Raw genomic sequence first — 24,866 nt, 5'->3', positions numbered from 1 at the left:
AGGATTCTAATATGGCGAGTCATTATGAAATGTTCCCGGCGGTTGTTACTCATGTGGAGCAGCTAACCCCTTTAATAAAACGGTTTACGTTCAAACGTCAAGATGGGCAGAACTTTCCTCGATTTAGTGGGGGAAGCCATATTATTGTCAAAATGAATGAACAGCTTTCAAATGCATATTCATTGATGAGTTGTACACAAGACCTATCGACTTACCAAGTCTGCGTTCGTAAAGATGTGGAAGGTAAGGGAGGGTCAGTTTTTATGCATGATCAGTGTAATGAAGGCTGTGAAATTCAGATTTCAGAACCAAAAAATTTATTTCCATTAGCCGAAACAGGCAATAAACATATTTTAATTGCAGGTGGAATTGGCATTACACCATTCTTACCCCAAATGGATGAGCTTGCAGCACGCGGTGTTGATTTTGAGCTACATTATGCTTATCGCTCGCCTGAACATGCCGCTTTGTTAGATGAGCTAAAGCAGAAACATGCCGAGCATGTATTTAGCTATGTTGACTCAGAAGGTTGCACATTGAATTTGGATGAATTGATTTCATCGCAACCTAAAGGCACACATGTTTATGTATGTGGGCCTAAACCTATGATAGATGCGGTAATTGACTGTTGTAATAAGCATCGTTATCGCGACGAGTACATTCATTGGGAACAATTTGCGTCAACAGTTCCTGAAGATGGGGAAGCTTTTACGGTTGTACTTGCTAAGTCTAATCAGGAAATTGAAGTACAAAGTAATCAGACGATTTTACAAGCCATTGAAACGTTAAATATTGATGTGGAATGCTTATGTCGCGAAGGCGTATGCGGTACATGTGAAACTGCCATTTTAGAAGGTGAAGCAGATCACTTTGATCAATACTTAAGTGATGCCGAAAAAGCTTCACAAAAGAGCATGATGATTTGTGTATCGAGAGCTAAAGGTAAAAAATTAGTATTAGATCTTTAATATATTTCTGTGGCCGATCAATTGTTTAAAGCAAAAAAATGCTAAAAAAAGAACAAATAATGATGATCTGAATCTTATTTGTTCAATTGATGGGCATTAAAGGTTTTTACCTATTGACCTGCTATACAGAACTATAGATAATGCGCACACAGTTTACGGCTATGTAGCTCAGTTGGTTAGAGCACCGCACTCATAATGCGGGGGTCACAAGTTCAAGTCTCGTCATAGCCACCATTTTAAAAACCACGCTCCTGCGTGGTTTCTTTTTATCTATTTTTTACTCATTGAAATGTTTTTCAATCATATCGAGTGTTTTGGAGCTTTGATAAAACGGAGCTAAAAGCGCTTGAAGTAATGGTTCTAAAATACCGTGCTCATTAAAGGCATCCATCACCTTCGGATAAAAACGTAAAGCTTCAGTTTGTAAGTCGCTTTCGGTTAAACCAATCTCACTTAATACTTCAAATAAACTCTGATCTTTATAAAAGTCATAAAAAACTTCTACGCCATACAAAATCAGATCTTGCATAAATTGCGACTGGCGTAGCTCTTTCCAGTACTCATAAATTAAAACAAAGAACTCCTCAACATCGAGAGGAGTGAGCTGTTTCATAAACTCATACATTTTTTTATATCTAATATCTTCCCAAACATGGCGCACTAGACTTTCTAAATCTTCGCTCGATAAAAGACTTAATTCTGTAAGTTGCTCGTGAATAAAGCCGGCAATCCAAGTTTCAAGTTTATGCTCAAGGCGTTGTTGTTGTAAAAATGAGAATTTTTTGAGCTTATGCTGCCATTCAAAATGGTAGTCATCCACTCTAGATGCTGTTAGAAATTTAGGTAATTTTTGTTCTAAGGTGGAAGTTGCAATGTATTGGCAAAGTTGCTGTACAGAAGGGCTGGTTCTTAAAAACTGATTGAGATAATGAGGAATATGTTCCATTTCCAAAAATTTGGATAGCCACATTTCAAACTGGTGGTCAGAGACCAAGTCCTGTAGCTGAATTGGAGACTTCATGGCAGATAGATAGATACGTTGCGCAATTTCCCCAATAAACTCAAGTAAACCGGCCCCTAGCTGCATTTCAAAAGCATATCGTTTTACAACGGCTTGTAGTTGTTCTAAATCAACAACCTCATGAAGCTTGATTTCATCGGCATGTTGCATAAACAGTTGAATGAACTGCTGGAAATAAATAGGTGAGTTTTCTATAGATAATTGTTTTTTGAAAAATTCCACCTGCTCAAGCAAAAGTGCTTGAGCAAGTGCTGTAGTTTTTGATGAGTTTTTCTGCTCAGTCATTCGCTGTCCAACCGTTGACAATCGGATAACGTCGTTCGCGACTAAATGCGCGAGAAGTAATTCTCGGGCCAATCGCACCTTGACGACGTTTGTACTCATTACGATCAACTAAACGGATGACTTTTTCAACAACTTCTTTATCAAAACCTTTGGCAATAATGTCGGCCTGACCTAAATCTTCTTCAATGTATGCGTACAGGATGGCATCCAATACATCATAAGCTGGTAAAGAATCTTGGTCTTTTTGATCTGGGCGAAGTTCTGCTGAAGGTGGACGAGTAATAACACGCTCAGGAATCACAGGCGTTTCGCTTAAGCTATTACGGTATTTTGCTAATTCAAACACGATTGTTTTATAAACATCTTTTAGAACCGCAAAGCCACCAACCATGTCACCATAAAGCGTACAGTAGCCAACTGAAAGTTCAGATTTATTCCCTGTAGCAAGGACTAAATTACCAAACTTGTTTGATAAACCCATAAGCAATGTGCCACGAGCACGCGCTTGTAAATTTTCTTCCGTTGCGTCAGCTGGTGAATTACCAAAGAAAGGATACAAGGTTTGCATAAAGCTATTTACGATTGAGTGAATTTCAGCAATACCGAAAGTTACACCCATACGACGGGCTTGTTCTGCTGCATCTTCTACACTAATCTGAGAGGTGTAGGTGTAAGGCATCATTACAGCTTGGACTCTTTCAGCACCGATCGCATCAACAGCAATTGCGAGTGTGAGGGCAGAGTCGATACCACCAGAAAGACCCAAAATTACACCAGGAAATCCTGAACGTTCTACATAATCACGAGTTGCCATGACTAAACCTTGATAGATCTCGGCAAACGTTTCTAATGCAGGAGCAGACTCAGTGACTTTATATAACTTTGTATCACGGTCAAATTCAGCAATATAAATGTCTTCTTTAAAGCTCGGTGCTTGTAAAGCAATCTCACCATTTTGATTGCTGACAAAACTTGTGCCATCAAAAATTAAATCGTCTTGTCCGCCCACTTGGTTAACGTACACGATATTTAGGTGAAGTTGTTTTGCAAGTTCACTCAAGGTCTGTGTGCGGTGCTGTGGTTTGCCGACTTCATATGGTGATGAATTGAGTACAAGGACTGTATCAACATTTAATTGGCTCAACTGTTTGACAGTATTAATTGACCAGATATCTTCACAGATTAATACACCAAACTTATGCCCAAGATATTCAAACACCAGATGCTGGTGGCCTTTTTGAAAATAGCGTTTTTCATCAAAAACGCCATAGTTTGGTAAATTATGTTTATTAAAAACACCCAAAACTTGGCCGTCTTTCATAACAGCAGCAGAATTATAACGTTGGCCATCTTCTGTCTGGTTCACAAATCCGAAAACCATAACAATATCTTTAACTTCGGCAAGTTGTGCAAAAGCCTTTTGCATACGTTTATTTAAATTTGGACGTAACAATAGGTCTTCAGCCGGATAACCAATAACAGAAAGCTCGGGAAAAATAATCAGGTCAGCGTCTTGTTTTTTCGCCTGATTTACTTGCTCAATCATCTTTTGGGTGTTTGAGTCAATATTGCCAATATGCGGAGAAAACTGAGCAAGGGCAACTTTAAAACTTTTCATTCAAACCTAATCCTAGATCATAACGAATATAGATACACACAGTGTTGATTTTTATGGATATAATTTTTCAACGATGTGTATGATACGATAGTAAACAATTAAAATAGTAAACAAAAATGTCAAGATCAATAATATATACCAATCCCATATTTTCTGCGTAAAAATAACGAGATTTTCTGTATAGAATAGAAACAGGCTTCATTATTTTTATTGTTTGTATACTGCCTTATCACAAGCTAATTTGGAATAAGTCTGTTCTATTTTTTTCAATAATTTGAATTAAGTAAGCCTACTTTTATAGTTTAGATAAGTATTTCTGATTTATAAGAATTCTCATTTACATTAAGCAAGAAATGTTACGTTCAAAGCTAAATTGATTATTTAGTTACAAATCAAGTTGAGGTGAACAGATGATATTAGGGATTTTTCCTGAGCAAATGTCACGAGCAATTTCACCTTGCTGTTCAATATTATAAGCACTAAATGTTTTATGAGGATGATAGGTGTATTTATAAGGATTATAAGTTTTAAAACTGAGGTAATAGGCCGATTGTAGTAACGCCCCTTTAACTAACACATGAATCCCTTTTTGATATTGCATGACGTGTGTGAGTTCGTGGATAAAAATACCTTGCATAAACTTAGATTCTAGCGCGTAGTTTTCGCTGTAATCAGAAGGATTGACATAAATATTCCCATTTGGCGCCATAAAAATACCGCAAGATTGCCAAGGGAGATAACGAGTAGCAATAATTTTAGGTGTTTCACAATTAAGCATATCGCCAAAGACCATTTGCGCTAATATTTTTTCTTGAGCAGTCAGATGTCTAATCGGGTAGTTTTTTAAATGACGGAAAATAAAAAGTGTAATCAGAATAAATGGAGTATGAATTAAGCGTTTAAAGGCATTAAAAGTTAACATAGCTTTGCCATTAAATGAGTTCATCTATTTGTTTAGCATAGTATAGGTTGGGTCTTGCTAAATAAAGAGATAGGGTATTGATTAATTTTATAGTTCTGTTTTGAGAATTATAATTGTTTGAATAGATTGTGCATTTTATTAGGATAAATAAAAGAATGCTTAGATAAGAAAAGCAAAAGCCCCAGTTAAAACTGAGGCTTTACAACAACTAAAATCACAACAGCAAATAAAATTAAGGTTGGCATTTCATTAAAGAATCGCCAGAACTTATGTGATTTATAGTGAGCATTTCCGATGAGCTTTTTACGATAATAGCCACATACCAAATGGTAAATCACTAATAAAGCCACTAATCCAACTTTGAGGTAAAACCATGTGGCTTGATGATAATGTCGAGTTGCATCACCCCAATCTACTAGGAAATGCGCGGTTATTAATGTAGCAATCATCGAAGGCCACATAATTCCGCGATACAACTTACGTTCCATTACCTCAAAGCGTTGATGACTTGCAGCATCTTCACTCATAGCATGATAAACATATAGACGTGGTAAGTAGAACAAAGCAGCGAACCAACAAACCACGGCAATAATATGTAATGCTTTTACCCACAAAAAAGCATCAGAAGGTGCATCCATCGATAATCCTACGTGGGATTATGCATCCCACTTCTTGAAAATAAGGCAAGCGTTAACACCGCCAAAGCCAAAACTGTTACTCATTACAGTATTCAATTTTGCATCACGTTTTTCAAGTACGATATCAAAAGGTTTTGCGCCTTCATCAAGTTCAGTTACGTTGATGTTTGGTGCAATAAAGTCATTTTGCATCATTAGTACAGAGTAAATAGCTTCTTGTACACCAGCTGCACCCAAGCTATGGCCTGTCATCGATTTGGTTGAACTAAGAGGAGGTACCTTACCTTCACCAAATGCACGTTCCATTGCTTTAAGTTCGGTAATGTCACCCGCTGGAGTAGAAGTACCATGTGTATTTACATAGTCAATTTTTTCTACGCCATGTTGCTTAGCTTCTTCAAGTGCCATTAATACACAACGTGTAGCACCTTCGCCGCTTGGAGCAACCATGTCTGCACCATCACTGTTAGCAGCATAACCAACAACTTCAGCTAAAATGTTCGCGCCACGTGCTTGTGCATGCTCAAGTGATTCAAGTACTACGAAACCACCACCGCCAGCAATAACGAAGCCGTCACGGTCTGCTGAATATGGACGAGATGCTGTTTCTGGAGTGTCATTATATTTTGAGCAAAGTGCGCCCATTGCATCAAACAATAAACTTTGAGACCAGTGATCTTCTTCACCACCACCAGCAAGCATAAGATCTTGTTTGCCAAGTTGAATCAAGTTGTACGCATAACCAATTGCGTCAGCAGAAGTTGCGCAAGCACTTGTAATAGTATGAGAAATACCTTGTAGCTTAAATGCAACACCGACGTTCGCAGTAATGGTGTTTGACATGTTACGTGGCACGAAGAATGGGCCTACTTTACGTGCGCCTTTAGTTTCTAATAATTCTGTCATTTCAACAACAGAAGCAGTTGAGCCACCACCTGAGCCACCAGCAATACCATAACGTGGGTTACCGCTAAGTTGCTCAGGAGTAAGTCCTGCATGTTCAACTGCAGCTACAGCAGCGTTGTAGGCATACATCGCACATACGCCCATAAAGCGTTTTAATTTACGATCGATATTATCAAATTCTTGGTCTGCAGCAGCGCTAACATGACTTTTAAAATTGAGTTCAGCATAAGTTGGGTTAAAACGTGTCCCGGAGATTCCATTTTGAAGTGAGTGAGTAACTGCTTCTAAAGAGTTACCGATACATGAGTTAATACCCATACCAGTGATTACAACACGTTTCATCTACAGGTCCCTTTATGGTGATATTAAGAGTCTATCGTGTTCAACAGCTATGAAAATGAATAGGAGAATATAGCTGTAAGAAAACGAGACTCATGTTTTTCGTTGTTAACATGATAGCAGAAAGGTTTTTTATTTCTTATGGCAAATCTTTATGACAATTTTACATTTAAAAAAAATAACCAAATACATAGTATGTTGCATTTAGGGTTAACTAAAATACACACATTCAAGTTGAGATAAATCCACATTCCACCTAGTATTTATCTCTAATTAGATAAATTAAAAAATCGAGGTACTTGATGACAAAATTTAATAATAATCAATCTGACAATTTGTTTTCTCAGGTCTTCGGAGTGGCTAAAAAGCTCAGTTCTACAGGATTGAGTATCTTGCAACAAAACCAATCAGGTGACGTCAGTAAGGTAATTGAACCCATCCCAACTGGAAAAACTGTTGAAGGTAGATCGAGAACAAAAAGCCCATTTGAAGTTGAGCAATATGAAAGTCCTCAACAAATGCTAAGAGAACATTTACCAAAAGTCACACGTCAGGTGTTTGGCCGACATTTTAAAAAAGTAAATGGCGTTGCTACTTTTCTTTCACCGGATTGGGATGAAAAAATCTCAGGCTATTTATTTGATTGGCTAAATGACTTTAGTTCAAAAAGTACCTTAACTGAAAAAATCCTAGAAGAAGCGGGAGCCAAAGATTTATTTGAATTAACTAAAGATACCAGCCGTTCTCAACGTTTAAGTCAGGCACTTATTGAACAAAACAAGCTTATTGCGACTGTACAAGGTGCTATTACAGGTATCTCTGGTGTTGTTGGTGCAGCTGTAGATATTCCAGTTTCATTAGTTTTGGTTTTAAGAACTATTTATCAAACAGGAAGATCACATGGGTTTGATCTTTTAGAAGCTACTGATCAAGATGTTGTAGAGTTTATTTTTAAAGAAGTTGATATTAGTCTCATCGCTGAAAAGCAAACTCTTTTGTTGGCTTTGAAAACCTTACGAAACATGTTGGAAACTCAAGATATTCATCAATTTCAGCAAGTGTTGGGTTCAACCACAGATATAGACACTTTAAAAAACTGGCTGGTAAATGAAGATGGGGAGTTTAAATGGGATTGGTTAAACCGTATTCCTAAACTGTCTGCTTTTAGTAAATTTACACCAGTTGCCGGAGCTGTTTTAAGCGCAGTGTATAGCTGGAAATTACAAGAGGATGTAGGTCATAAAGCTCAAGCAATTTTCGGAGCTGCAAGACATTATTTAAATGAACACCCAAGTGAGCATTTATCTCCGTTACAGGCTTATTATGCTGCGGTTACACTCATCCAAAAAGCTAGCCCAAGACTTTTAAATGTAGGTGAGGATGGCAATATTCATGCTGCTCATCATCATAAAGTAGAAAATCATGATGTGATTTCAAAAGTTTCTATTGTGTTAAAGCCTACCGAAGGCACAAAGAGTGAAGAAAAAATTCAGGAAAATGTTCATCAGGGTCTCGAAAAACTTGCCGACAAGCATGTAGCAGAGCATGAGCATACTGAGCAAAAGCCAGCTTTAACTCCTGAAGATGATGACGAGATATTGGAAGATAAGAAATACTCTTAACAATACCCTTACAAAGAGAAGGTTTAAAAAGTGAAACTAACCTCCATTTAAATTTGTAAATCGTCCTGTCAAACATTGATATGGTCAACATTTGGTAATGTATTGCCGTGTTGACCATTTTTGCATCTTGGCTTACAATTATGTGCCCTTAAAAAGAGGTATTTTCTTTTTAAGGTTTTTTAATAACGGGAGAATTGCCATATGGCAACAACGAATCAGTTGATCCGTAAGGGTCGTACGACTTTGGTTGAAAAATCCAAAGTTCCTGCGTTGAAGGCTTGTCCACAACGTCGTGGTGTTTGTACACGTGTTTATACAACTACACCTAAAAAACCTAACTCAGCTATGCGTAAGGTTTGCCGTGTTCGCTTAACTTCAGGTTTTGAAGTATCTAGCTACATCGGTGGTGAAGGCCATAACTTACAAGAGCACAGTGTTGTTCTTATCCGTGGTGGTCGTGTTAAAGACTTACCGGGTGTACGTTACCATACCGTTCGTGGCTCATTAGACTGTGCTGGTGTTAAAGATCGTAATCAATCACGTTCTAAATACGGTACTAAGCGTCCTAAGAAGTAATTCTAGGAAACTAGTCGAATAAGCCCTTTAGCGTTTCGCTTGTTTGAATTCTTCATAGATTTGTAATTCAAGCGACGTATAGTAAGGCCAGCGTCGTGTACATGACACTTGTACAAACTGCTGGATCATCCTGAAGTGTCATATTATTAGGTGTATTAAAATGCCAAGACGTCGCGTAGTCGCTGCTCGTGAGATCCTTCCAGATCCAAAATTTAGCAGCCAAACAATCGCTAAATTCATGAACCACGTAATGCAAGATGGTAAAAAATCGATTGCAGAAAGTATCGTTTACGGTGCTTTAGAACGCGTTCAAGAAAAAAACAAAGTAGACCCAGTTGAATTTTTCGAGACTACTCTTGAAAAAGTTCGTCCTATGGTTGAAGTAAAAGCACGCCGTGTTGGTGGTGCTACTTATCAAGTACCTATGGAAGTACGCCCATCCCGTCGTACTGCCTTAGCTATGCGTTGGTTAGTAGATGCTGCTGCTAAGCGTTCTGAAAAAACGATGGCTTTACGTCTTGCTGGTGAGTTGCTTGATGCAGCTGAAGGTAAAGGTGCAGCAATCAAAAAACGTGAAGATGTGCACCGTATGGCTGAAGCTAACAAAGCCTTCTCTCACTACCGTTTCTAAGCGGATAAAACAGGCCTTATTCAGGAGAATATTCATGCGTACAGCAGCTCGATTCAACATTGCTCTTTATCAAAGTGGGGGCTTTGCAGGTATTTAAGTTGCCTGTTTGGATATTCGCGCGCATCAATTTAATTGGTGCGTCCTGTTTTAAATATAACATTTAGGAATGTAGACATCATGGCTCGCCAAACCCCAATTACTCGTTACCGTAACATCGGTATTTCTGCGCACATTGACGCAGGTAAAACAACTACAACTGAACGTATTTTGTTCTACACAGGTGTATCTCACAAAATTGGTGAAGTACACGACGGTGCAGCAACAATGGACTGGATGGAACAAGAGCAAGAGCGTGGTATTACAATTACCTCTGCTGCTACAACTTGTTTCTGGTCTGGTATGGGTAACCAATTCGAACAACACCGTATCAACGTAATTGACACCCCGGGACACGTAGACTTCACAATTGAAGTTGAACGTTCTATGCGTGTTCTTGACGGTGCGTGCATGGTTTACTGTGCTGTAGGTGGTGTACAACCTCAGTCTGAAACTGTATGGCGTCAAGCGAACAAATATAAAGTGCCTCGTTTAGCATTCGTGAACAAGATGGACCGTACTGGTGCAAACTTCTTCCGTGCTGTTGAGCAAGTTAAAACTCGTTTAGGTGGTAATCCTGTACCTATCGTTGTGCCAATTGGTGCTGAAGATACATTCCAGGGTGTTGTTGACCTTATCGAAATGAAAGCGATTATCTGGGATGAAGCATCTCAAGGTATGAAGTTTGAATATGCTGATATCCCAGCTGACCTAGTTGATACTGCTCAAGAATGGCGTACAAAAATGGTTGAAGCTGCGGCTGAAGCTTCTGAAGAATTAATGGACAAGTACCTTGAAGAAGGTGATCTTTCTAAAGAAGAGATCATTGCAGGTCTACGTGCTCGTACATTAGCTTCTGAAATTCAAGTAATGCTTTGTGGTTCTGCATTCAAGAACAAAGGTGTTCAACGTATGTTGGATGCTGTAATTGAATTCTTACCATCACCTACAGAAGTTAAAGCGATCGAAGGTATCCTTGACGACAAAGACGAAACTAAAGCGTCTCGTGAAGCATCTGACGAAGCTCCGTTCTCTGCGCTTGCGTTCAAAATCATGAACGACAAATTCGTAGGTAACTTAACATTCGTACGTGTTTACTCTGGTGTTCTTAAACAAGGTGATCCGGTTTATAACCCAGTTAAAGCTAAGCGTGAACGTATCGGTCGTATCGTGCAAATGCATGCGAACGAACGTCAAGATCTTGATGAAATCCGTGCAGGTGATATCGCAGCGTGTGTAGGTCTTAAAGACGTTACAACTGGTGATACATTATGTGATGAGAAAAACATCATTACTCTTGAGCGTATGGAATTCCCAGAGCCAGTAATTTCATTGGCTGTTGAACCAAAAACTAAAGCAGACCAAGAAAAAATGTCTATCGCTTTAGGTCGTTTGGCTAAAGAAGATCCATCGTTCCGCGTACGTACAGACGAAGAATCTGGTCAAACAATTATTGCTGGTATGGGTGAGCTTCACCTTGACATCATTGTTGACCGTATGAAGCGTGAATTCGGTGTTGAAGCTAACATTGGTAAACCAATGGTTGCTTACCGTGAAACGATCAAAAAGTCTGTTGAACAAGAAGGTAAATTCGTACGTCAAACTGGTGGTAAAGGTAAGTTTGGTCACGTATATGTACGTCTTGAGCCGCTTGATGTTGAAGAAGCTGGTAAAGAATACCAATTCGTTGAAGAAGTTGTTGGTGGTGTAGTACCTAAAGAATTCTTTGGCGCGGTTGACAAAGGTATTCAAGAGCGTATGAAGAATGGTGTATTGGCTGGTTACCCTGTTGTTGGTATTAAAGCGACATTATTCGATGGTTCTTACCATGACGTCGACTCTGACGAATTATCGTTCAAAATGGCAGGTTCTTATGCCTTCCGTGATGGTTTCATGAAAGCGGATCCTATCCTTCTTGAACCTATCATGAAAGTTGAAGTAGAAACTCCAGAAGACTACATGGGCGATATCATGGGTGACTTAAACCGTCGTCGTGGTATGGTTCAAGGTATGGACGATCTTCCTGGTGGAACAAAAGCAATTAAAGCTGAAGTTCCTCTTGCTGAGATGTTTGGTTACGCGACTCAAATGCGTTCTATGTCTCAAGGTCGTGCGACTTACTCTATGGAATTTGCTAAATACGCTGAAACTCCACGTAACGTGGCTGAAGGCATTATCGCTAAATTCCAATCTGGCGGTAAAAAAGGTGACGACGAGTAATCTTTCGATTACTATAAGCCCAAACTAATTTCTTAGTTAAAAACCAAGTGCTCATGGGGTGACCCTCTATGAGTAGTTTATAAAGGAAGATCATCATGGCTAAAGCCAAGTTTGAACGTAATAAGCCACACGTAAACGTGGGCACAATCGGTCACGTTGACCATGGTAAAACAACTTTAACTGCTGCGATTGCAACTATTTGTGCAAAAACTTACGGCGGTGAAGCGAAAGATTACTCACAAATCGACTCAGCACCTGAAGAAAAAGCACGTGGTATTACAATTAATACTTCACACGTAGAATACGATTCACCAATTCGTCACTACGCGCACGTTGACTGCCCGGGCCACGCCGATTACGTTAAAAACATGATTACTGGTGCTGCTCAGATGGACGGCGCGATCCTTGTGTGTGCTGCGACTGACGGTCCAATGCCACAAACTCGTGAACACATCCTTCTTTCTCGTCAGGTTGGTGTACCTTACATCATCGTATTCTTGAACAAGTGTGACCTTGTTGATGATGAAGAATTACTTGAATTAGTAGAAATGGAAGTTCGTGAACTTCTTTCTACTTATGACTTCCCAGGTGATGACACTCCAGTTATCCGTGGTTCTGCGCTTAAAGCGTTGGAAGGTGATGCTGGTCAATATGGCGAGCCTTCAGTTCTTGCTCTTGTTGAAGCGCTTGACTCTTACATCCCAGAACCAGAACGTGCTATCGACAAAGCATTCTTAATGCCAATCGAAGACGTATTCTCAATTTCTGGTCGTGGTACTGTAGTAACAGGCCGTGTAGAAGCTGGTATCGTTAAAGTTGGTGAAGAAGTAGAGATCGTTGGTATTAAAGATACAGTTAAAACAACTGTAACTGGCGTAGAAATGTTCCGTAAACTTCTTGACGAAGGCCGTGCAGGTGAGAACTGTGGTATCTTACTTCGTGGTACTAAGCGTGAAGACGTACAACGTGGTCAAGTACTTGCTAAACCAGGTACAATCAAGCCGCACACTAAATTCGACGCAGAAGTATACGTACTTTCTAAAGAAGAAGGTGGTCGTCACACTCCATTCTTAAATGGTTACCGTCCACAGTTCTACTTCCGTACAACTGACGTAACTGGTGCAATCCAATTACAAGACGGCGTTGAAATGGTTATGCCAGGCGACAACGTTGAAATGTCAGTAGAATTAATCCACCCAATCGCAATGGACCCAGGTCTACGTTTTGCGATCCGTGAAGGTGGTCGTACTGTAGGTGCTGGTGTTGTTGCGAAAGTAACTGCATAATCACTTTCAGTGAAAAAAAAGCGCTCTTTTTAGAGCGCTTTTTTTATACTTGATTGTCTAACAATTACTCTAAAAGCTGGCCTTAACTGATATTTCAATGTCCTTATTTACCCTTAATCCTTTTTATTAACTTTGTATGATAAGAATCAAGAAAACGAACAATAAAGTTTGAGTAACTAGGGTTACTTATCAAGGAGCTTTGGGTATGAATGCTAAAGTGAATATTACGAATCGTGCCGGTGCAAGCTTTCCAGTACGTCGTATGAATTTTGACTTTAATGATGTACCAGAATATTGGATGAATGGTTCTGCTGGACTCACACATTTTATGACTGCATTGTCAGCATTGTTTCCAGCTGGTGAGAAATTCTTTATAGATAGTGTACGAGCAGTACGTTATCACCCAGCGATTAAAGATGATGAAGCACTACAAAAAGAAATTAGTGCTTTTATCGGACAAGAAGCAATGCATACTCAAGAGCATGTGAACTTTAATGCTTCTGCTCAAAAGTTTGGTCACGATATAGAAACATTAGAGAAGTTTACCGATACGGCGATTCAAACAGCAATTAAAGCTTTCGTAAAAATTGTTAAACCTTTCGGTATGACGAAAGAAATGGTTGACCTGACTGCTACGACGGCTCTTGAACATTTTACCGCTACTATTGCTTCTCAATTATTAGTCAATAAGCATATTCAAGAGCTTATGACCGATGAGACGATGTCTACCATGTGGTATTGGCATGCTATTGAAGAAAATGAGCATAAAGCAGTAGCTTTTGATGTATACGAAGGTGTATTTGGTAAAGGTGTAAAAGCTTATGCTTTACGAACCAGTTCTTTAGTGTTTGCTATGACTTTAATCTTTTTGATCCAGTCATCTTTTGTACTTCGTTTATTAAAGCAAGACAATAAGTTAAATTTAGCTGAACTATCAGTAATTTATAAATATGGATATAGTCCATCTAAAGGCATTATTAGTGGTATGGCTAAGGAAATGTTAGCTTACTTTAAACCTGGTTTTCATCCAAATGATCTAGATACCGTGGGCCTATTGAAAAACTGGAAGGCAAAATTAGGTTTATAGTTTCAATTCATGATTTATAAAGGACCAATATTGGTCCTTTTTTATTTTCTATGTCGAGTTCAACGAGAGATATCTTAGGTTTTGCACCTTTATGCGTCTATGAATGACCTCATCTGATATTTCTCTGTCCTCATCTGCACTTAATTGGTACATCGAAAGACGTATGATTATAAATATTAAGAAAATAAATAAAGTTATATGTGAATTAGCTATTCACTTAAAAGGAGTCTGAGATGAATGCTAAGGTAAATATTTCCAATCGTGCTGGTGCTAGTTTTCCTGTGCGTCGTATGGACTTTGAATTTGCTCAGGTCCCACGCTATTGGGCGAATTATGATGCAGCATTAACACATTTTATGACAGCATTATCAGCCCTTTTTCCGGAGGGTGAGCAGTTCTTTGTAAATAGTACGCGTGCTGTTCGAAATGATCCAAAGCTTGCTGATCCAGATCTTCAAAAAGAAATTAGTGCTTTTATTGGTCAAGAAGCGATGCATTCGAAAGAGCATTTAGCATTTAATGCTTCTGCACAGGCTTATGGTTATGATGTGCGTCATATGGAAAAGCAAACAGGAAAAGTCATTAAGATGGGTACAGCTGTTGTAACCAAATTAATGAAACCTTTTGGCTATACCAAAGAAATGATTGATTTGACAGGAACATGTGCGCTAGAGCATTTTACATCGACGATTGCCGCTGAACTTTTACAAAACCCTGAAATTCAGGCTATGTTCCAAGATGACACTATGTATCATTTGTGGATGTGGCATGCAGTTGAAGAAAATGAACATAAAGCTGTGGCATTTGATGTTTATACAAGCATGTATGGACAAGGTCCGAAAGCTTATTTTATGCGTTCAACAGCCTTGATTATTGCAATGGCACTAATCTTCGCAACTCAATCTTATTTTACTGCGAAGTTACTCAAGACTGATGATAAATTAACTTGGAAAGATACGAAGTACATGCTTAAGTTCATGTATGGTCGTAAAGGTTTTATGACTCGTCAAATTCCAGAACTACTTGATTTTTTAAGACCAAAATTTCATCCAAATGATTCGGATACCACAGCATTGTTGGCAACGTGGCGTGAAAAATTAGGTCTTTAAAATTACTTTAAAAAAAGGACAAATCAATTGTCCTTTTTTTTGCTCGTTTTTTCTTGGGAAGTTTTTATAATACGCACTACTTTAGAATCTTCATTGCGTTGAGACTCATGATTCGTATTATGCAAAATACTGATGTTGATATTGTTGTTCAAATTGAAAAATCAGTTCAGACACATCCGTGGTCAAAACAGCAATTTATTGAATCTTTGAATTCTTATCAATGCACAGTAATTGAGTCACAAAACAAAGTGGTGGGTTTTTGTATTTTACAGCCTGTTTTAGATGAAGCGAATTTATTACTCATGGCAATTGATCCTAAAATGCAAGGGCAGGGTTTAGGATATAAGTTATTAAACTCATCGATTGAAAAATTAAAAAATCAGCCCGTACAAATATTTCTAGAAGTTCGGGAAAGTAACAAAGCTGCTATCGGATTATATGAAAAAACAGGCTTTCACCAAATTGACCTGCGCCGCAATTATTATCCTACTCAAGAAGGCGGACGGGAACATGCAGTCATTATGGTAAAAACCTGTACAGATGATTTCGCATCTTTATTTAATGATTAAATTGTTCCATTCAGAAGGTAACGTTGTCATAAGAGAAGTACCTAGCTGTTGAATTTCTTCTGGTGACAATGATCGGTTTAAACGACGCCATTGTCCATCAAGTAGAAGTTCTAAAGGTGTATATTGCGACTTATAGTTCATTTTGGCTGAGTGTGGTACCCAATAGCCTAAATAAAGGTACTCTAAACCGAGCGATTTAACATATTCAATTTGGTTAAGAATAGAATACACACCAAGTGATCTACGATGCTCGTCTGGATCAAAAAACGTATAGACAGCCGATAGTCCATCATCCATTAAATCGCAAGTAGAAACGCTAATGAGACGATTGTCTTTCCAAAGCTCAAGAAAAAAACTATCTGTACAGCTATGTACTAAAAACTTTTCAAACTGATCTAAACTAGGTGGAAACATATCGCCATCTGCATGGCGTTCATTAATGTAGCGTTCGTATAAATCATAATGAATTTGTGCTGCTTGTCGCGTAGGCAGAACAGTCATGGTGAGATCTTGATTCCGTTTCCATGCTTTTTTCTGCATGCTATTCATTTGGAAATCGGCCACAGGAACACGACAAGACAAACATTGTCGACATAAGTGACATTCAGGGCGATAAACAAAGTCGCCACTACGGCGAAAGCCTAAACGAGAAAGTTCTGAAAGCGTGACCACATCAATTCGATGGATGGGGTCTAAAAACACCATGCGTGCAGATTTATTTTCTAAGTAGCTGCAATCATGAGGCGGAGTAATATAATACTGCAGATCATTTAAAAGGGACTTCGGGTGATATGATTTCATGATTGGTCCCTCCTGTTATCATTCCATTAATTTTGCATCTAATGCTATTGTTTTACTTGAAAATACACGTTCTTGATACTTTTTCCAATTGATAGAGGGGTGAATAATTACATCTTGTAACGATTTTAAGTAGTCTTGACGAGAAAGTGTACTGGCTCCCAGACTAATTAGGTGACTATTGACGAGTTGGCAGTCTATCCATGGTAGCTGATTTTCTTGTCCTATGAGCATTAATGCATAAAAAGCCATTTTTGAAACATCGGTTTCATTGCTAAACATTGATTCACCGAAACATCCTTTACCAATTGTAATACCGTATAAACCTCCTACAAGGTCCTCTTCATGCCAAACTTCAATACTGTAACCGTAACCCGCGTTAAACATCTCGCAGTAACCTTGAATAATATCTTCGCTAATCCATGTTTCATCTGCATAACTTCTTGGTAGAGAGCAAGAGCGAATAACTTGTTCAAAGGCATGATTTACCGTAATGGTGTAATCGTACTTTTTCATATTCCGAATGAGCGATTTACTTGGTTTATAGTTTTGAGGGTAGATCACGCAACGTGGTTCTGGACTCCACCAACAAATGGGTTCATCTTCATTAAACCATGGAAAAAGACCATGCGTATAAGCTTCATATAATGTAGAAGGGGAGAGGTCGGCACCGATACAAATTAAACCATGCCCATCTGGATCGGCTTCAATAGGGTCAGGAAAAATGAATTGGGAAAGTGGAAGTGTATTCATAAAAACAAAATAAGATCAGCTTTAAGGTTATGCTATAAAAATTAATATATGTCAGCTAGTCATTATTCTAAAAAAACAGCCGTTATAAGAACGGCTGTTTTTAAATTCTAGAAATCTATGATTTAAAGATTATCTAGATATTTTTCTGCATCTAGAGCAGCCATACAGCCTGACCCAGCAGAAGTAATCGCTTGACGGTAAATACTATCAGCGACATCACCAGCAGCAAAAACACCAGCTACAGAAGTTGCTGTTGCATTACCAGAAGTACCGCTTTGTACTTGGATATAGCCATCACGTAGGTTTAATTGACCATCAAACATTCCAGTATTTGGTTTGTGGCCAATTGCAACGAATAGACCATGAACTTCTACGTCTTGCTTAGAGTCATCTTGAGTTGATTTAAGGCGAACACTTGTTACACCAGTATTGTCACCTAATACTTCTTCAACTTCGTGATTCCAGATAATGCTGATTTTGCCTTCTTTTTCTTTGGCAAATAAGTGATCTTGCAAAATCTTTTCAGAACGTAAAGTATCACGGCGATGTACTAGTGTTACATGTGAAGCAATATTTGATAGATAAAGTGCTTCTTCAACAGCAGTATTACCACCACCAACAACCATTACTTTTTGGTTTTTGTAGAAGAAACCATCACATGTTGCACATGCGCTTACACCTTGGCCCATAAATTTTTGTTCAGACTCTAGGCCAAGATATTGAGCTGTAGCACCAGTTGCAATAATTAAAGCGTCACATGTGTACTCTTCCATGTCACCTTTTAAAACAAAAGGACGTACATTTAGGTCCACTTCGTTAATATGGTCATAGACGAGTTCTGTACCAAAGCGTTCAGCATGTGCTTGCATACGATCCATTAATGCAGGACCTGTTAAACCTTCAGGATCGCCCGGCCAGTTGTCAACTTCGGTTGTTGTTGTAAGTTGCCCACCTAGTTGTAAACCTGCAATTAAAGTAGGTTTAAGGTTTGCACGTGCTGCATATACAGCTGCACTATAGCCCGCAGGGCCAGAACCGAGAATAATTAACCGAGAATGACGAACACTCATTGAGGGTATCCTTATTTATTTCGAGAATTTTGAAAATTATACGTGAATTTACTGACCAATAGCGTGAAATCAATGTGGATAATATTGATCAGGACAATCGAATTAAGTTATATAACAATATAGAAGTGCCTTATGTTAACAACAACTGTAAAGAATCATGCACCTTTTTTGTAAGAACAAGTGCATAATATAAAGTTCATTCGTTGAAGATCTAAAATGTAGTTCTTCACATCTCTAAACCAATAATTAAATGGGTTACAGGACAGTATATGACTGCGGTGTCAAGTGTTTATGCACAGCGCTTATTGATGACATTATTCTTGGTTTCTTTTGGTATTTATATGTTTCTGGCAACAGTAACCTATACACCATTTGATCCGGGCTGGATGCATATTTCCAGTGATACTCAGCAAGTATCCAATGCAAGCGGTATTGCTGGCGCATGGATTGCAGATTTGCTGTTTGGTTTTTTAGGATGGGCAAGTTTGCTTATTCCAATTTTCCTTTTCATTGAAGCAATTCAGGTTTGGTGGCCACGTAGTTTCTTAAACCGCCCATTTCGTTATGCTGCACAATTCTTCTTAATTCTAGTTGTGTCTAGCCTGCTTTATTTACACTGGAATGTGCCGGCAGATACTTTAGATAATGCAGCTGGAGGAATTATTGGTTACGAGTTAGGTCAAAGCCTATCTCAATTGTTAACAATTTACGGTGCGACCTTCTTTTTACTGGTTTTCGGGGTAGTCTTGTTTACGCTTGCATTTGGGGTGCAATGGAGTAAAACATGGGTTACGCTCAAAGCGACACCAAGTTATTTACAAGATTTATTTTATAAGAATGTATCTCCGAGTGAGTCGGATTATGACTTAACAACTCAACCTGCCAACAAAGCAGCAGCTGTTAAAGTTGCACAAAATGCAGAGACAAATGCTAATGCTTCAGATGAGAAAGAGATATCAGCTCCATCTGAAACAGCTCAACCTCAAGCAACAACACGACATGATGCTGTTGCTGAGCGTTTATTTGCAGATGTGTTAGCGAAAGAGCAGAGCCGCCCTGAACCTGTAGCAGAGGCGCCAGTTGTTAATACTCAAAACTTTGAGCATACGCTTGAGCAAGCCCATAAACTTGAAAAAGATAGTCAGCGTTTAGTTGCGACTGGCGAAGTATGGCGTGCTTTACAGCGTGATGATGCAAGTCATAAGCAAGAAATTGATGCGCTTTTAAGAGCAGCTGACGACTCAACTGAGCAAGTGCCTGCTCGTGAACAATTCCAGCAAACCATTTCTCAAGTGAATCAGAATCAGCCTACACCTAAACAAGACTTACATGGTCTTGATTGGAATGATGATGAGATTTTTGATGAATTGCTTGCTGCTGTTCCAAACAGTAAAACTGCAACAGATGTGCATACACCGTTTGTTCAAGATCAACATGTAGAAATAGAATCAACTTCGCAATCGTTTAATAATGCGAGTGAAACGTCTTCACCTGTTTCCAATTTAAATCAGTCACCTAAAAATTTAGCAAACGAACAAGTTTTTGAAGATTTTGATGATTTATTAATAGATGAAGACATTGCTCCAGCAGAGCCTGTAAGAGCAAGTAGTTATGCCCAGTCTTCAGCATTTGTAAAAGCTCCTATTCAAACGACTATTCAGGCCGACAAACTTTCAAAAGAAGAGTTTATTGAGGCTTGGCAAGAGACTGCTGGAAAACCGCAGGAAAATTCTGATTTTGATGAAGACGATTTCGATTTTGATGCACCATTAACAGATGCATCAGGCCGACCAATGTCACGTGCAATGCAAGTTGCCAAAAAGCGTTTGGATTTGCCAACTTTGCCTGGACTTGATTTACTTGATAAGGTCGACCCAAATAAGAAAGTCAATTTTACTGAAGAGCAACTGTCACGTTTGTCTGAGTTACTTGAAATTAAATTGCAAGAATTTAACGTTAAAGCTCAGGTGGTAGAGGCTCAACCAGGACCAGTTGTTACTCGTTTTGAGTTAGATTTAGCACCGGGCGTAAAAGCCTCTAAGGTAACGAATATCTCGCGTGACTTAGCGCGTTCAATGTCGATGGCTTCTGTTCGTGTGGTGGAAGTCATTCCTGGTAAACCATATATTGGTATTGAAGTGCCAAACAGTGCCCGTGAAATGGTACGTTTGATTGAGTTATTAGAAACACCAACATATCGCGACCCAAGTGCATTAATTAGTATGGCGATGGGTAAAGATATTTCAGGTAATCCGGTATTAACAGACTTAGCGAAAGCACCGCATATGTTGGTTGCTGGCACGACAGGTTCAGGTAAATCGGTTGCAGTAAACTCGATGATTTTATCGATGTTACTTAAATATACGCCTGACCAATTACGTTTAATTTTAATCGATCCAAAACAGTTAGAACTTGCAAACTATAATGATATTCCACATTTATTAACTCCAGTCGTTACTGACATGAAAGATGCGGTAAGTGCTTTGAACTGGTGTGTGAATGAAATGGAACGTCGTTATAAGCTTATGTCGTTCTTAAAAATTCGTAAATTAAGTGACTACAACCGTAAAGTTGAAGAAGCGATTGCGAATGGTGAAGACCTAATTGATCCGACTTGGAAACCGAGTGACTCGGCGACACAAGAACGCGCCCCTCGTTTAACCCCATTACCATCTATTGTGATTGTTGCGGATGAGTTTGCCGACATGATTATGCAGGTGGGTAAAAAAGCAGAAGAAATGATTACCCGTTTGGCGCAAAAATCTCGTGCTGCTGGTATTCACCTATTGCTTGCAACTCAACGTCCATCTGTTGATGTTATTACCGGTTTGATTAAAGCCAATATTCCAACGCGTGTCGCATTACGTGTAAACAGTAAAATTGACTCGCGTACTATTTTGGATGCTGGTGGTGCAGAAGACTTGTTAGGTCATGGTGATATGTTGTTCTTAGGACCAGGTAAAATTGAGCCAGAACGTGTACATGGTGCTTTTATTAGTGATGATGAAGTAAACCGTATTTGTGATGCTTGGCGTGAGCGAGGCGAGCCTGATTATATTGATGAAATTTTGACTCCATTTGATGAAGAGCCAGCATCACGTGGTTTTGAAGAGGGTGAGGGTGGTTCTGACCGAGATGCTCTCTATGATCAATGTGTGTCATTCGTATTAGAAACTCGGAAAGCTTCTACATCTTCGCTACAGCGTAAATTTAGCCTTGGTTATAACCGTGCTGCTCGTATCATTGATCAAATGGAAGAGAACGGCATTGTGAGCTCAATGGGCCCTAATGGTAAGCGAGATATTCTAGTTTAATACGTATAATTTAAGCCTCTTCGGAGGCTTTTTTATAAACAAAATAAAAGTGAACCTATTTTATAAATGACTTAAAGATTTTATCGTCTAGTAAAAAATGCTAATGTATTTTCCCTAAATAAAGAACAATGAATTAAATCAGGAGAAAGACATGTTATTAGCTCTGATTACTTTAGCCTTTATTCACTTTTGCGCACTTATTACTCCTGGGCCTGATTTTTTCCTTGTATCTCAAACTGCCATTAGCCGGTCTCGTAAAGACGCTATGCTGGTTGTTGCCGGTATAACTGCAGGTGTGATGTTTTGGGCTTGTCTGGCACTAATGGGATTAAATCTTATATTTGAAAAAATGGCTTGGTTAAAGCAAGGTTTACTGCTTGCCGGTGGTTTATATCTGTGTTGGTTGGGTTATCAGATGCTACGGTCAGCTTTTTCAAAAAATCAGCAAGAGGGCAATGTTGCTGTTGAACTTCCCAAAGCACCTTACTTATTTTTTATTAAAGGTTTGATAACCAATCTCTCAAATCCGAAAGCTGTTATTTATTTTGGTAGTGTTTTCTCTTTATTTTTAGCCAATCCTCAACTTGATCAGGTCCACTGGCTACTCTTTATTATTGTCACAGTCGAAACAATTTTATGGTTTTGCTTTGTGACCTTTATTTTCTCGTTACCGAGTTTTAGAGCAGCTTATCGTAATTTTTCAAAATGGATTGATGGTATTTCAGGTGGTATTTTCACCGTATTTGGTATTTTCCTGATCGGTAATCGATAAGTTTAGATAAGAAAAAAGCCTCTTTTAAAGGCTTTTTTAATTGTTAGATTTGAGTATTGTTAAAATGGTAATAATCTAAATTTAAGATCACTTATATAGGAATAATATAGCAAAACTAAAAAGAATCAGCAGCCACATGATAGATCCTATAATAATTAGAATAATTTGAGGTGTATTGAATTTTTCTTGTTCAATTGTCGTTTCTAATTGTTTTTGTGCATAGTTAAGCGCTTTAAATGCTGGTATTAAAAATATAATACTGCAGAGAGAAATGAGCCAGTAAGGATCAGGTAGGCTAACTAATAAGGATGTAATTAGATATGCTAAAAACATCCAACCTGAAGAGAAATTATTAGTATACCCTTGTTCTTTTGCATAGATTTTTATGTGATTAAATAGTGAATATAAAAACAATATAGAAAAAATTGCACGAGCAGCGGGCATAATATTTAAATTATCTTTGATTAGAAAAAATCGCCATGCTTTAAACATCCACCAAATTGGGTATAAGCCAAAGGAAATTATGGATAGAAAGATAAACTTATTAACACTAATAATTTTTAAATTTTCTATATGATTTGATTGGATGGGTTGAGTTTGTTTTAAATTAACAGATTCTGGGTTCATAAATTTATATTTAGAATTAAATGGTGTTGATGACTTTAAGATTATTTGTAATAAATGTAAATAATTTAGGTAATTGAATAAACCACATAATCTATTTCTTAAGTTTTACTAAAATAAATTATGCAGTTTTATTCAATAGAAAAACTAAGCAAACTTTGCCAGAACTTCTAAAAATGGTGCCGATTGACGCGGAAACTTAGCAATTACGTCGTGGATGCGTTGGCCTTCAGGGTCTTTGGCATTAATATCACGTCCGTCTGCAATAAATTGCGTTAATAGACGCTCATAGTCTGTTGGACGCATATGTTTGAAAGCATGGTAGAGCACATGAAAATCTGCATTCACACCACTTGGAGGAAGTTGGTTGAGGTAGGCAAAAACACGCTCATCGGACCATTCTTCATTGAAAGTTGCTGGCTGTGATAATGCCATGACAATCTCCTCATTTTAAAAAAGGCAAAATAACTTGCGTTATTTTGCCTTGATTCTGATTTATTGAATAGTCAGAAATAGAATTATCGTTCTTCAGGTAAATTGATATTCATTTCTAACATTTCAATATTAGCTTCAGAGCGAACCTGCATTTGAATATGCTGTTCACCTACACCGCTAACATAACGACTAACCACTTGCATGATTTCTTTTTTCATCTGATCAATCTTGTCTTGGCTTAAACGACGGCCTAAACCTTGTTCAGAAGCAACAATAACTTTCAAACGATCTTTGGCAGTTTGAGCACTTGATGGTTTTTCTTCACTGCTAAATAATTTACTCCAGAATCCTGCCATATCTACGCTCCAAATAGTCGTGCTAACCAGCCTTTAGGTTGAGCTGTGATGTGTCGATAAGGACGGTCTTCGCCAAGGAAGCGTGCAACCAAATCATCATACCCCTGACCAGCTTTAGTTTCTGAATACAGAATAACTGGCTTACCCTCGTTTGATGCTTGTAATACACTTGGACATTCTGGAATAACACCTAATGTCGGTACGCGTAAAATATCTTTAGAAATATCATCAATTGTCAGCATTTCCTGACGGTCAGCACGTTCCGGGTTAAAACGTGTAATACATAAATGTTTACGTATACGCCCTTCGTTGTGTTCAACTTTCTTGGTTTTGCTATCTAACATACCAATAATACGGTCAGAGTCACGTACTGAAGAGATTTCAGGGTTTGTTACAATGATTGCTTCATCTGCATGATACATGGCTAAAATCGCACCACGTTCGATCCCCGCAGGTGAATCACAAATAATGTAATCAAATTCTTGAGATAGCTCATCAATAACACGAGCAACACCATCGTCGCTCAACGCATCTTTATCACGTGTTTGTGAAGCCGGTAAAATATAAAGGTTTTCGATATCTTTATCGCGAATAAGGGCTTGTTGCAGACGTGCTTCATTATTAATAACATTAACGAAATCATATACAACACGACGCTCACAACCCATAATCAAATCAAGGTTACGTAAGCCTACATCAAAATCAATCACAACAGTTTTATGACCACGAAGGGCTAAACCTGTTGCAAAAGATGCGCTCGTTGTAGTTTTACCTACACCACCTTTGCCTGATGTTACGACAACAATTTTGGCCACCGAATCCACTCCTATTATGGTCATACACCCTTAAAA

Annotated in this window: 23 protein-coding genes and 1 tRNA gene; 12 read left to right on the top strand and 12 right to left on the bottom strand. The window is 38.5% G+C overall.

Going from position 1 to position 24,866, the window contains the following annotated elements; all coding sequences use genetic code 11:
• Positions 1 to 11 precede the first annotated feature (11 nt).
• Together cntB and SOI81_RS13400 are read left to right on the top strand one after the other, a co-directional pair.
• The gene (cntB, locus tag SOI81_RS13405) at positions 12 to 968 is read left to right on the top strand and encodes a carnitine monooxygenase, reductase subunit CntB (RefSeq protein ID WP_057106718.1); all 957 of its coding nucleotides are present in this window, start codon (positions 12 to 14) and stop codon (positions 966 to 968) included.
• 157 nt (positions 969 to 1,125) lie between these two features.
• Positions 1,126 to 1,202 (top strand) — tRNA-Met (locus SOI81_RS13400).
• A gap of 43 nt (positions 1,203 to 1,245) precedes the next feature.
• Here SOI81_RS13400 and SOI81_RS13395 read toward each other — a convergent pair.
• The 5 genes from SOI81_RS13395 to fabB all read right to left on the bottom strand — a co-directional run bounded on the left by SOI81_RS13395 (position 1,246) and on the right by fabB (position 6,700).
• On the bottom strand, positions 1,246 to 2,274 hold the full coding sequence (locus tag SOI81_RS13395) for a hypothetical protein (RefSeq protein WP_224993228.1): 1,029 nt from the start codon (positions 2,272 to 2,274) through the stop codon (positions 1,246 to 1,248).
• A complete protein-coding gene (locus SOI81_RS13390; RefSeq protein WP_239975522.1) occupies positions 2,267 to 3,892 on the bottom strand; it encodes an NAD+ synthase in 1,626 nt (541 codons plus the stop codon). Before SOI81_RS13390 ends, SOI81_RS13395 begins: the two co-directional genes overlap by 8 nt.
• Before the next feature lie 385 nt (positions 3,893 to 4,277).
• Positions 4,278 to 4,838 (bottom strand): hypothetical protein, encoded by a 561-nt coding sequence (locus SOI81_RS13385; protein WP_239975523.1) that lies wholly within the window; start codon positions 4,836 to 4,838, stop codon positions 4,278 to 4,280.
• A gap of 161 nt (positions 4,839 to 4,999) precedes the next feature.
• Positions 5,000 to 5,452, bottom strand: coding sequence for a protoporphyrinogen oxidase HemJ (gene hemJ, locus SOI81_RS13380; protein ID WP_016142013.1), 453 nt, complete (start codon positions 5,450 to 5,452; stop codon positions 5,000 to 5,002).
• Positions 5,453 to 5,470: 18 nt separating this feature from the next.
• Positions 5,471 to 6,700 (bottom strand): beta-ketoacyl synthase N-terminal-like domain-containing protein, encoded by a 1,230-nt coding sequence (gene fabB / locus SOI81_RS13375; protein ID WP_016142012.1) that lies wholly within the window; start codon positions 6,698 to 6,700, stop codon positions 5,471 to 5,473.
• Between the two features lie 299 nt (positions 6,701 to 6,999).
• On the opposite strand from fabB, the gene SOI81_RS13370 reads away from it, so the two are divergent.
• The 8 genes from SOI81_RS13370 to rimI all read left to right on the top strand — a co-directional run bounded on the left by SOI81_RS13370 (position 7,000) and on the right by rimI (position 15,893).
• The gene (locus tag SOI81_RS13370; RefSeq protein WP_320540904.1) at positions 7,000 to 8,319 is read left to right on the top strand and encodes an EcsC family protein; all 1,320 of its coding nucleotides are present in this window, start codon (positions 7,000 to 7,002) and stop codon (positions 8,317 to 8,319) included.
• A 201-nt stretch (positions 8,320 to 8,520) separates the two neighbouring features.
• The gene (gene rpsL, locus SOI81_RS13365) at positions 8,521 to 8,895 is read left to right on the top strand and encodes a 30S ribosomal protein S12 (protein WP_002050319.1); all 375 of its coding nucleotides are present in this window, start codon (positions 8,521 to 8,523) and stop codon (positions 8,893 to 8,895) included.
• Positions 8,896 to 9,055: 160 nt separating this feature from the next.
• Positions 9,056 to 9,526 carry a 30S ribosomal protein S7 gene (gene rpsG, locus SOI81_RS13360; protein ID WP_001138055.1) on the top strand — a complete coding sequence of 157 codons (471 nt, stop codon included), beginning with the start codon at positions 9,056 to 9,058 and terminating at the stop codon, positions 9,524 to 9,526.
• A gap of 177 nt (positions 9,527 to 9,703) precedes the next feature.
• Positions 9,704 to 11,842 (top strand): elongation factor G, encoded by a 2,139-nt coding sequence (fusA, locus tag SOI81_RS13355; RefSeq protein WP_016142010.1) that lies wholly within the window; start codon positions 9,704 to 9,706, stop codon positions 11,840 to 11,842.
• A 95-nt stretch (positions 11,843 to 11,937) separates the two neighbouring features.
• Complete coding sequence (tuf, locus tag SOI81_RS13350; RefSeq protein WP_016142009.1) at positions 11,938 to 13,128, top strand: elongation factor Tu; 1,191 nt, start codon at positions 11,938 to 11,940, stop codon at positions 13,126 to 13,128.
• A gap of 205 nt (positions 13,129 to 13,333) precedes the next feature.
• Positions 13,334 to 14,215 carry a metal-dependent hydrolase gene (locus tag SOI81_RS13345; protein WP_239976171.1) on the top strand — a complete coding sequence of 294 codons (882 nt, stop codon included), beginning with the start codon at positions 13,334 to 13,336 and terminating at the stop codon, positions 14,213 to 14,215.
• 233 nt (positions 14,216 to 14,448) lie between these two features.
• Positions 14,449 to 15,324 carry a metal-dependent hydrolase gene (locus SOI81_RS13340; protein WP_002121736.1) on the top strand — a complete coding sequence of 292 codons (876 nt, stop codon included), beginning with the start codon at positions 14,449 to 14,451 and terminating at the stop codon, positions 15,322 to 15,324.
• A gap of 107 nt (positions 15,325 to 15,431) precedes the next feature.
• On the top strand, positions 15,432 to 15,893 hold the full coding sequence (gene rimI / locus SOI81_RS13335) for a ribosomal protein S18-alanine N-acetyltransferase (protein WP_320540903.1): 462 nt from the start codon (positions 15,432 to 15,434) through the stop codon (positions 15,891 to 15,893).
• Here rimI and SOI81_RS13330 read toward each other — a convergent pair.
• The 3 genes from SOI81_RS13330 to trxB form a co-directional block, all read right to left on the bottom strand.
• Positions 15,879 to 16,694 (bottom strand): arginyltransferase, encoded by an 816-nt coding sequence (locus SOI81_RS13330; RefSeq protein ID WP_004703325.1) that lies wholly within the window; start codon positions 16,692 to 16,694, stop codon positions 15,879 to 15,881. The two genes, rimI and SOI81_RS13330, sit on opposite strands and share 15 nt — an antisense overlap.
• Positions 16,695 to 16,712: 18 nt before the next feature.
• On the bottom strand, positions 16,713 to 17,444 hold the full coding sequence (aat, locus tag SOI81_RS13325) for a leucyl/phenylalanyl-tRNA--protein transferase (protein ID WP_320540902.1): 732 nt from the start codon (positions 17,442 to 17,444) through the stop codon (positions 16,713 to 16,715).
• 122 nt (positions 17,445 to 17,566) lie between these two features.
• A complete protein-coding gene (gene trxB, locus SOI81_RS13320) occupies positions 17,567 to 18,514 on the bottom strand; it encodes a thioredoxin-disulfide reductase (RefSeq protein WP_057074034.1) in 948 nt (315 codons plus the stop codon).
• A 269-nt stretch (positions 18,515 to 18,783) separates the two neighbouring features.
• Between trxB and ftsK the strand changes: the two genes are divergently transcribed.
• Positions 18,784 to 21,828: a DNA translocase FtsK gene (gene ftsK, locus SOI81_RS13315; protein WP_239976168.1), complete on the top strand. Its 3,045-nt coding sequence runs from the start codon at positions 18,784 to 18,786 to the stop codon at positions 21,826 to 21,828.
• Between the two features lie 151 nt (positions 21,829 to 21,979).
• On the top strand, positions 21,980 to 22,600 hold the full coding sequence (gene rhtC / locus SOI81_RS13310; protein ID WP_016142002.1) for a threonine export protein RhtC: 621 nt from the start codon (positions 21,980 to 21,982) through the stop codon (positions 22,598 to 22,600).
• 87 nt (positions 22,601 to 22,687) lie between these two features.
• Here rhtC and SOI81_RS13305 read toward each other — a convergent pair whose 3' ends face one another.
• From SOI81_RS13305 to minD, 4 genes are all read right to left on the bottom strand, one after another.
• Positions 22,688 to 23,227: a hypothetical protein gene (locus SOI81_RS13305; RefSeq protein WP_239976167.1), complete on the bottom strand. Its 540-nt coding sequence runs from the start codon at positions 23,225 to 23,227 to the stop codon at positions 22,688 to 22,690.
• A 144-nt stretch (positions 23,228 to 23,371) separates the two neighbouring features.
• Complete coding sequence (locus SOI81_RS13300; protein WP_002121755.1) at positions 23,372 to 23,659, bottom strand: PA4642 family protein; 288 nt, start codon at positions 23,657 to 23,659, stop codon at positions 23,372 to 23,374.
• A gap of 83 nt (positions 23,660 to 23,742) precedes the next feature.
• Positions 23,743 to 24,015 (bottom strand): cell division topological specificity factor MinE, encoded by a 273-nt coding sequence (gene minE, locus SOI81_RS13295; protein WP_000896934.1) that lies wholly within the window; start codon positions 24,013 to 24,015, stop codon positions 23,743 to 23,745.
• A gap of 2 nt (positions 24,016 to 24,017) precedes the next feature.
• Positions 24,018 to 24,830 (bottom strand): septum site-determining protein MinD, encoded by an 813-nt coding sequence (gene minD / locus SOI81_RS13290; protein ID WP_016142001.1) that lies wholly within the window; start codon positions 24,828 to 24,830, stop codon positions 24,018 to 24,020.
• Between the last annotated feature and the right edge of the window lie 36 nt (positions 24,831 to 24,866).

This window comes from Acinetobacter pittii (assembly GCF_034067285.1).
Classification (GTDB): domain Bacteria; phylum Pseudomonadota; class Gammaproteobacteria; order Pseudomonadales; family Moraxellaceae; genus Acinetobacter; species Acinetobacter pittii_E.
This window is presented reverse-complemented; position numbering and strand designations above follow the sequence as displayed.

Bases quoted from the DNA above. Each gene is read 5' to 3' on its own strand.
- rpsL (WP_002050319.1), top strand. From the start codon at position 8,521: ATGGCAACAACGAATCAGTTGATCCGTAAGGGTCGTACGACTTTGGTT.
- fusA (WP_016142010.1), top strand. From the start codon at position 9,704: ATGGCTCGCCAAACCCCAATTACTCGTTACCGTAACATCGGTATTTCT.
- trxB (WP_057074034.1), bottom strand. From the start codon at position 18,514: ATGAGTGTTCGTCATTCTCGGTTAATTATTCTCGGTTCTGGCCCTGCG.
- SOI81_RS13390 (WP_239975522.1), bottom strand. From the start codon at position 3,892: ATGAAAAGTTTTAAAGTTGCCCTTGCTCAGTTTTCTCCGCATATTGGC.
- rimI (WP_320540903.1), top strand. From the start codon at position 15,432: ATGATTCGTATTATGCAAAATACTGATGTTGATATTGTTGTTCAAATT.
- hemJ (WP_016142013.1), bottom strand. From the start codon at position 5,452: ATGGATGCACCTTCTGATGCTTTTTTGTGGGTAAAAGCATTACATATT.
- SOI81_RS13340 (WP_002121736.1), top strand. From the start codon at position 14,449: ATGAATGCTAAGGTAAATATTTCCAATCGTGCTGGTGCTAGTTTTCCT.
- aat (WP_320540902.1), bottom strand. From the start codon at position 17,444: ATGAATACACTTCCACTTTCCCAATTCATTTTTCCTGACCCTATTGAA.
- SOI81_RS13395 (WP_224993228.1), bottom strand. From the start codon at position 2,274: ATGACTGAGCAGAAAAACTCATCAAAAACTACAGCACTTGCTCAAGCA.
- SOI81_RS13385 (WP_239975523.1), bottom strand. From the start codon at position 4,838: ATGAACTCATTTAATGGCAAAGCTATGTTAACTTTTAATGCCTTTAAA.
- minE (WP_000896934.1), bottom strand. From the start codon at position 24,015: ATGGCAGGATTCTGGAGTAAATTATTTAGCAGTGAAGAAAAACCATCA.
- SOI81_RS13330 (WP_004703325.1), bottom strand. From the start codon at position 16,694: ATGAAATCATATCACCCGAAGTCCCTTTTAAATGATCTGCAGTATTAT.
- tuf (WP_016142009.1), top strand. From the start codon at position 11,938: ATGGCTAAAGCCAAGTTTGAACGTAATAAGCCACACGTAAACGTGGGC.
- cntB (WP_057106718.1), top strand. From the start codon at position 12: ATGGCGAGTCATTATGAAATGTTCCCGGCGGTTGTTACTCATGTGGAG.
- rpsG (WP_001138055.1), top strand. From the start codon at position 9,056: ATGCCAAGACGTCGCGTAGTCGCTGCTCGTGAGATCCTTCCAGATCCA.
- SOI81_RS13305 (WP_239976167.1), bottom strand. From the start codon at position 23,227: ATGAACCCAGAATCTGTTAATTTAAAACAAACTCAACCCATCCAATCA.
- ftsK (WP_239976168.1), top strand. From the start codon at position 18,784: ATGACTGCGGTGTCAAGTGTTTATGCACAGCGCTTATTGATGACATTA.
- SOI81_RS13370 (WP_320540904.1), top strand. From the start codon at position 7,000: ATGACAAAATTTAATAATAATCAATCTGACAATTTGTTTTCTCAGGTC.
- rhtC (WP_016142002.1), top strand. From the start codon at position 21,980: ATGTTATTAGCTCTGATTACTTTAGCCTTTATTCACTTTTGCGCACTT.
- SOI81_RS13300 (WP_002121755.1), bottom strand. From the start codon at position 23,659: ATGGCATTATCACAGCCAGCAACTTTCAATGAAGAATGGTCCGATGAG.
- fabB (WP_016142012.1), bottom strand. From the start codon at position 6,700: ATGAAACGTGTTGTAATCACTGGTATGGGTATTAACTCATGTATCGGT.
- SOI81_RS13345 (WP_239976171.1), top strand. From the start codon at position 13,334: ATGAATGCTAAAGTGAATATTACGAATCGTGCCGGTGCAAGCTTTCCA.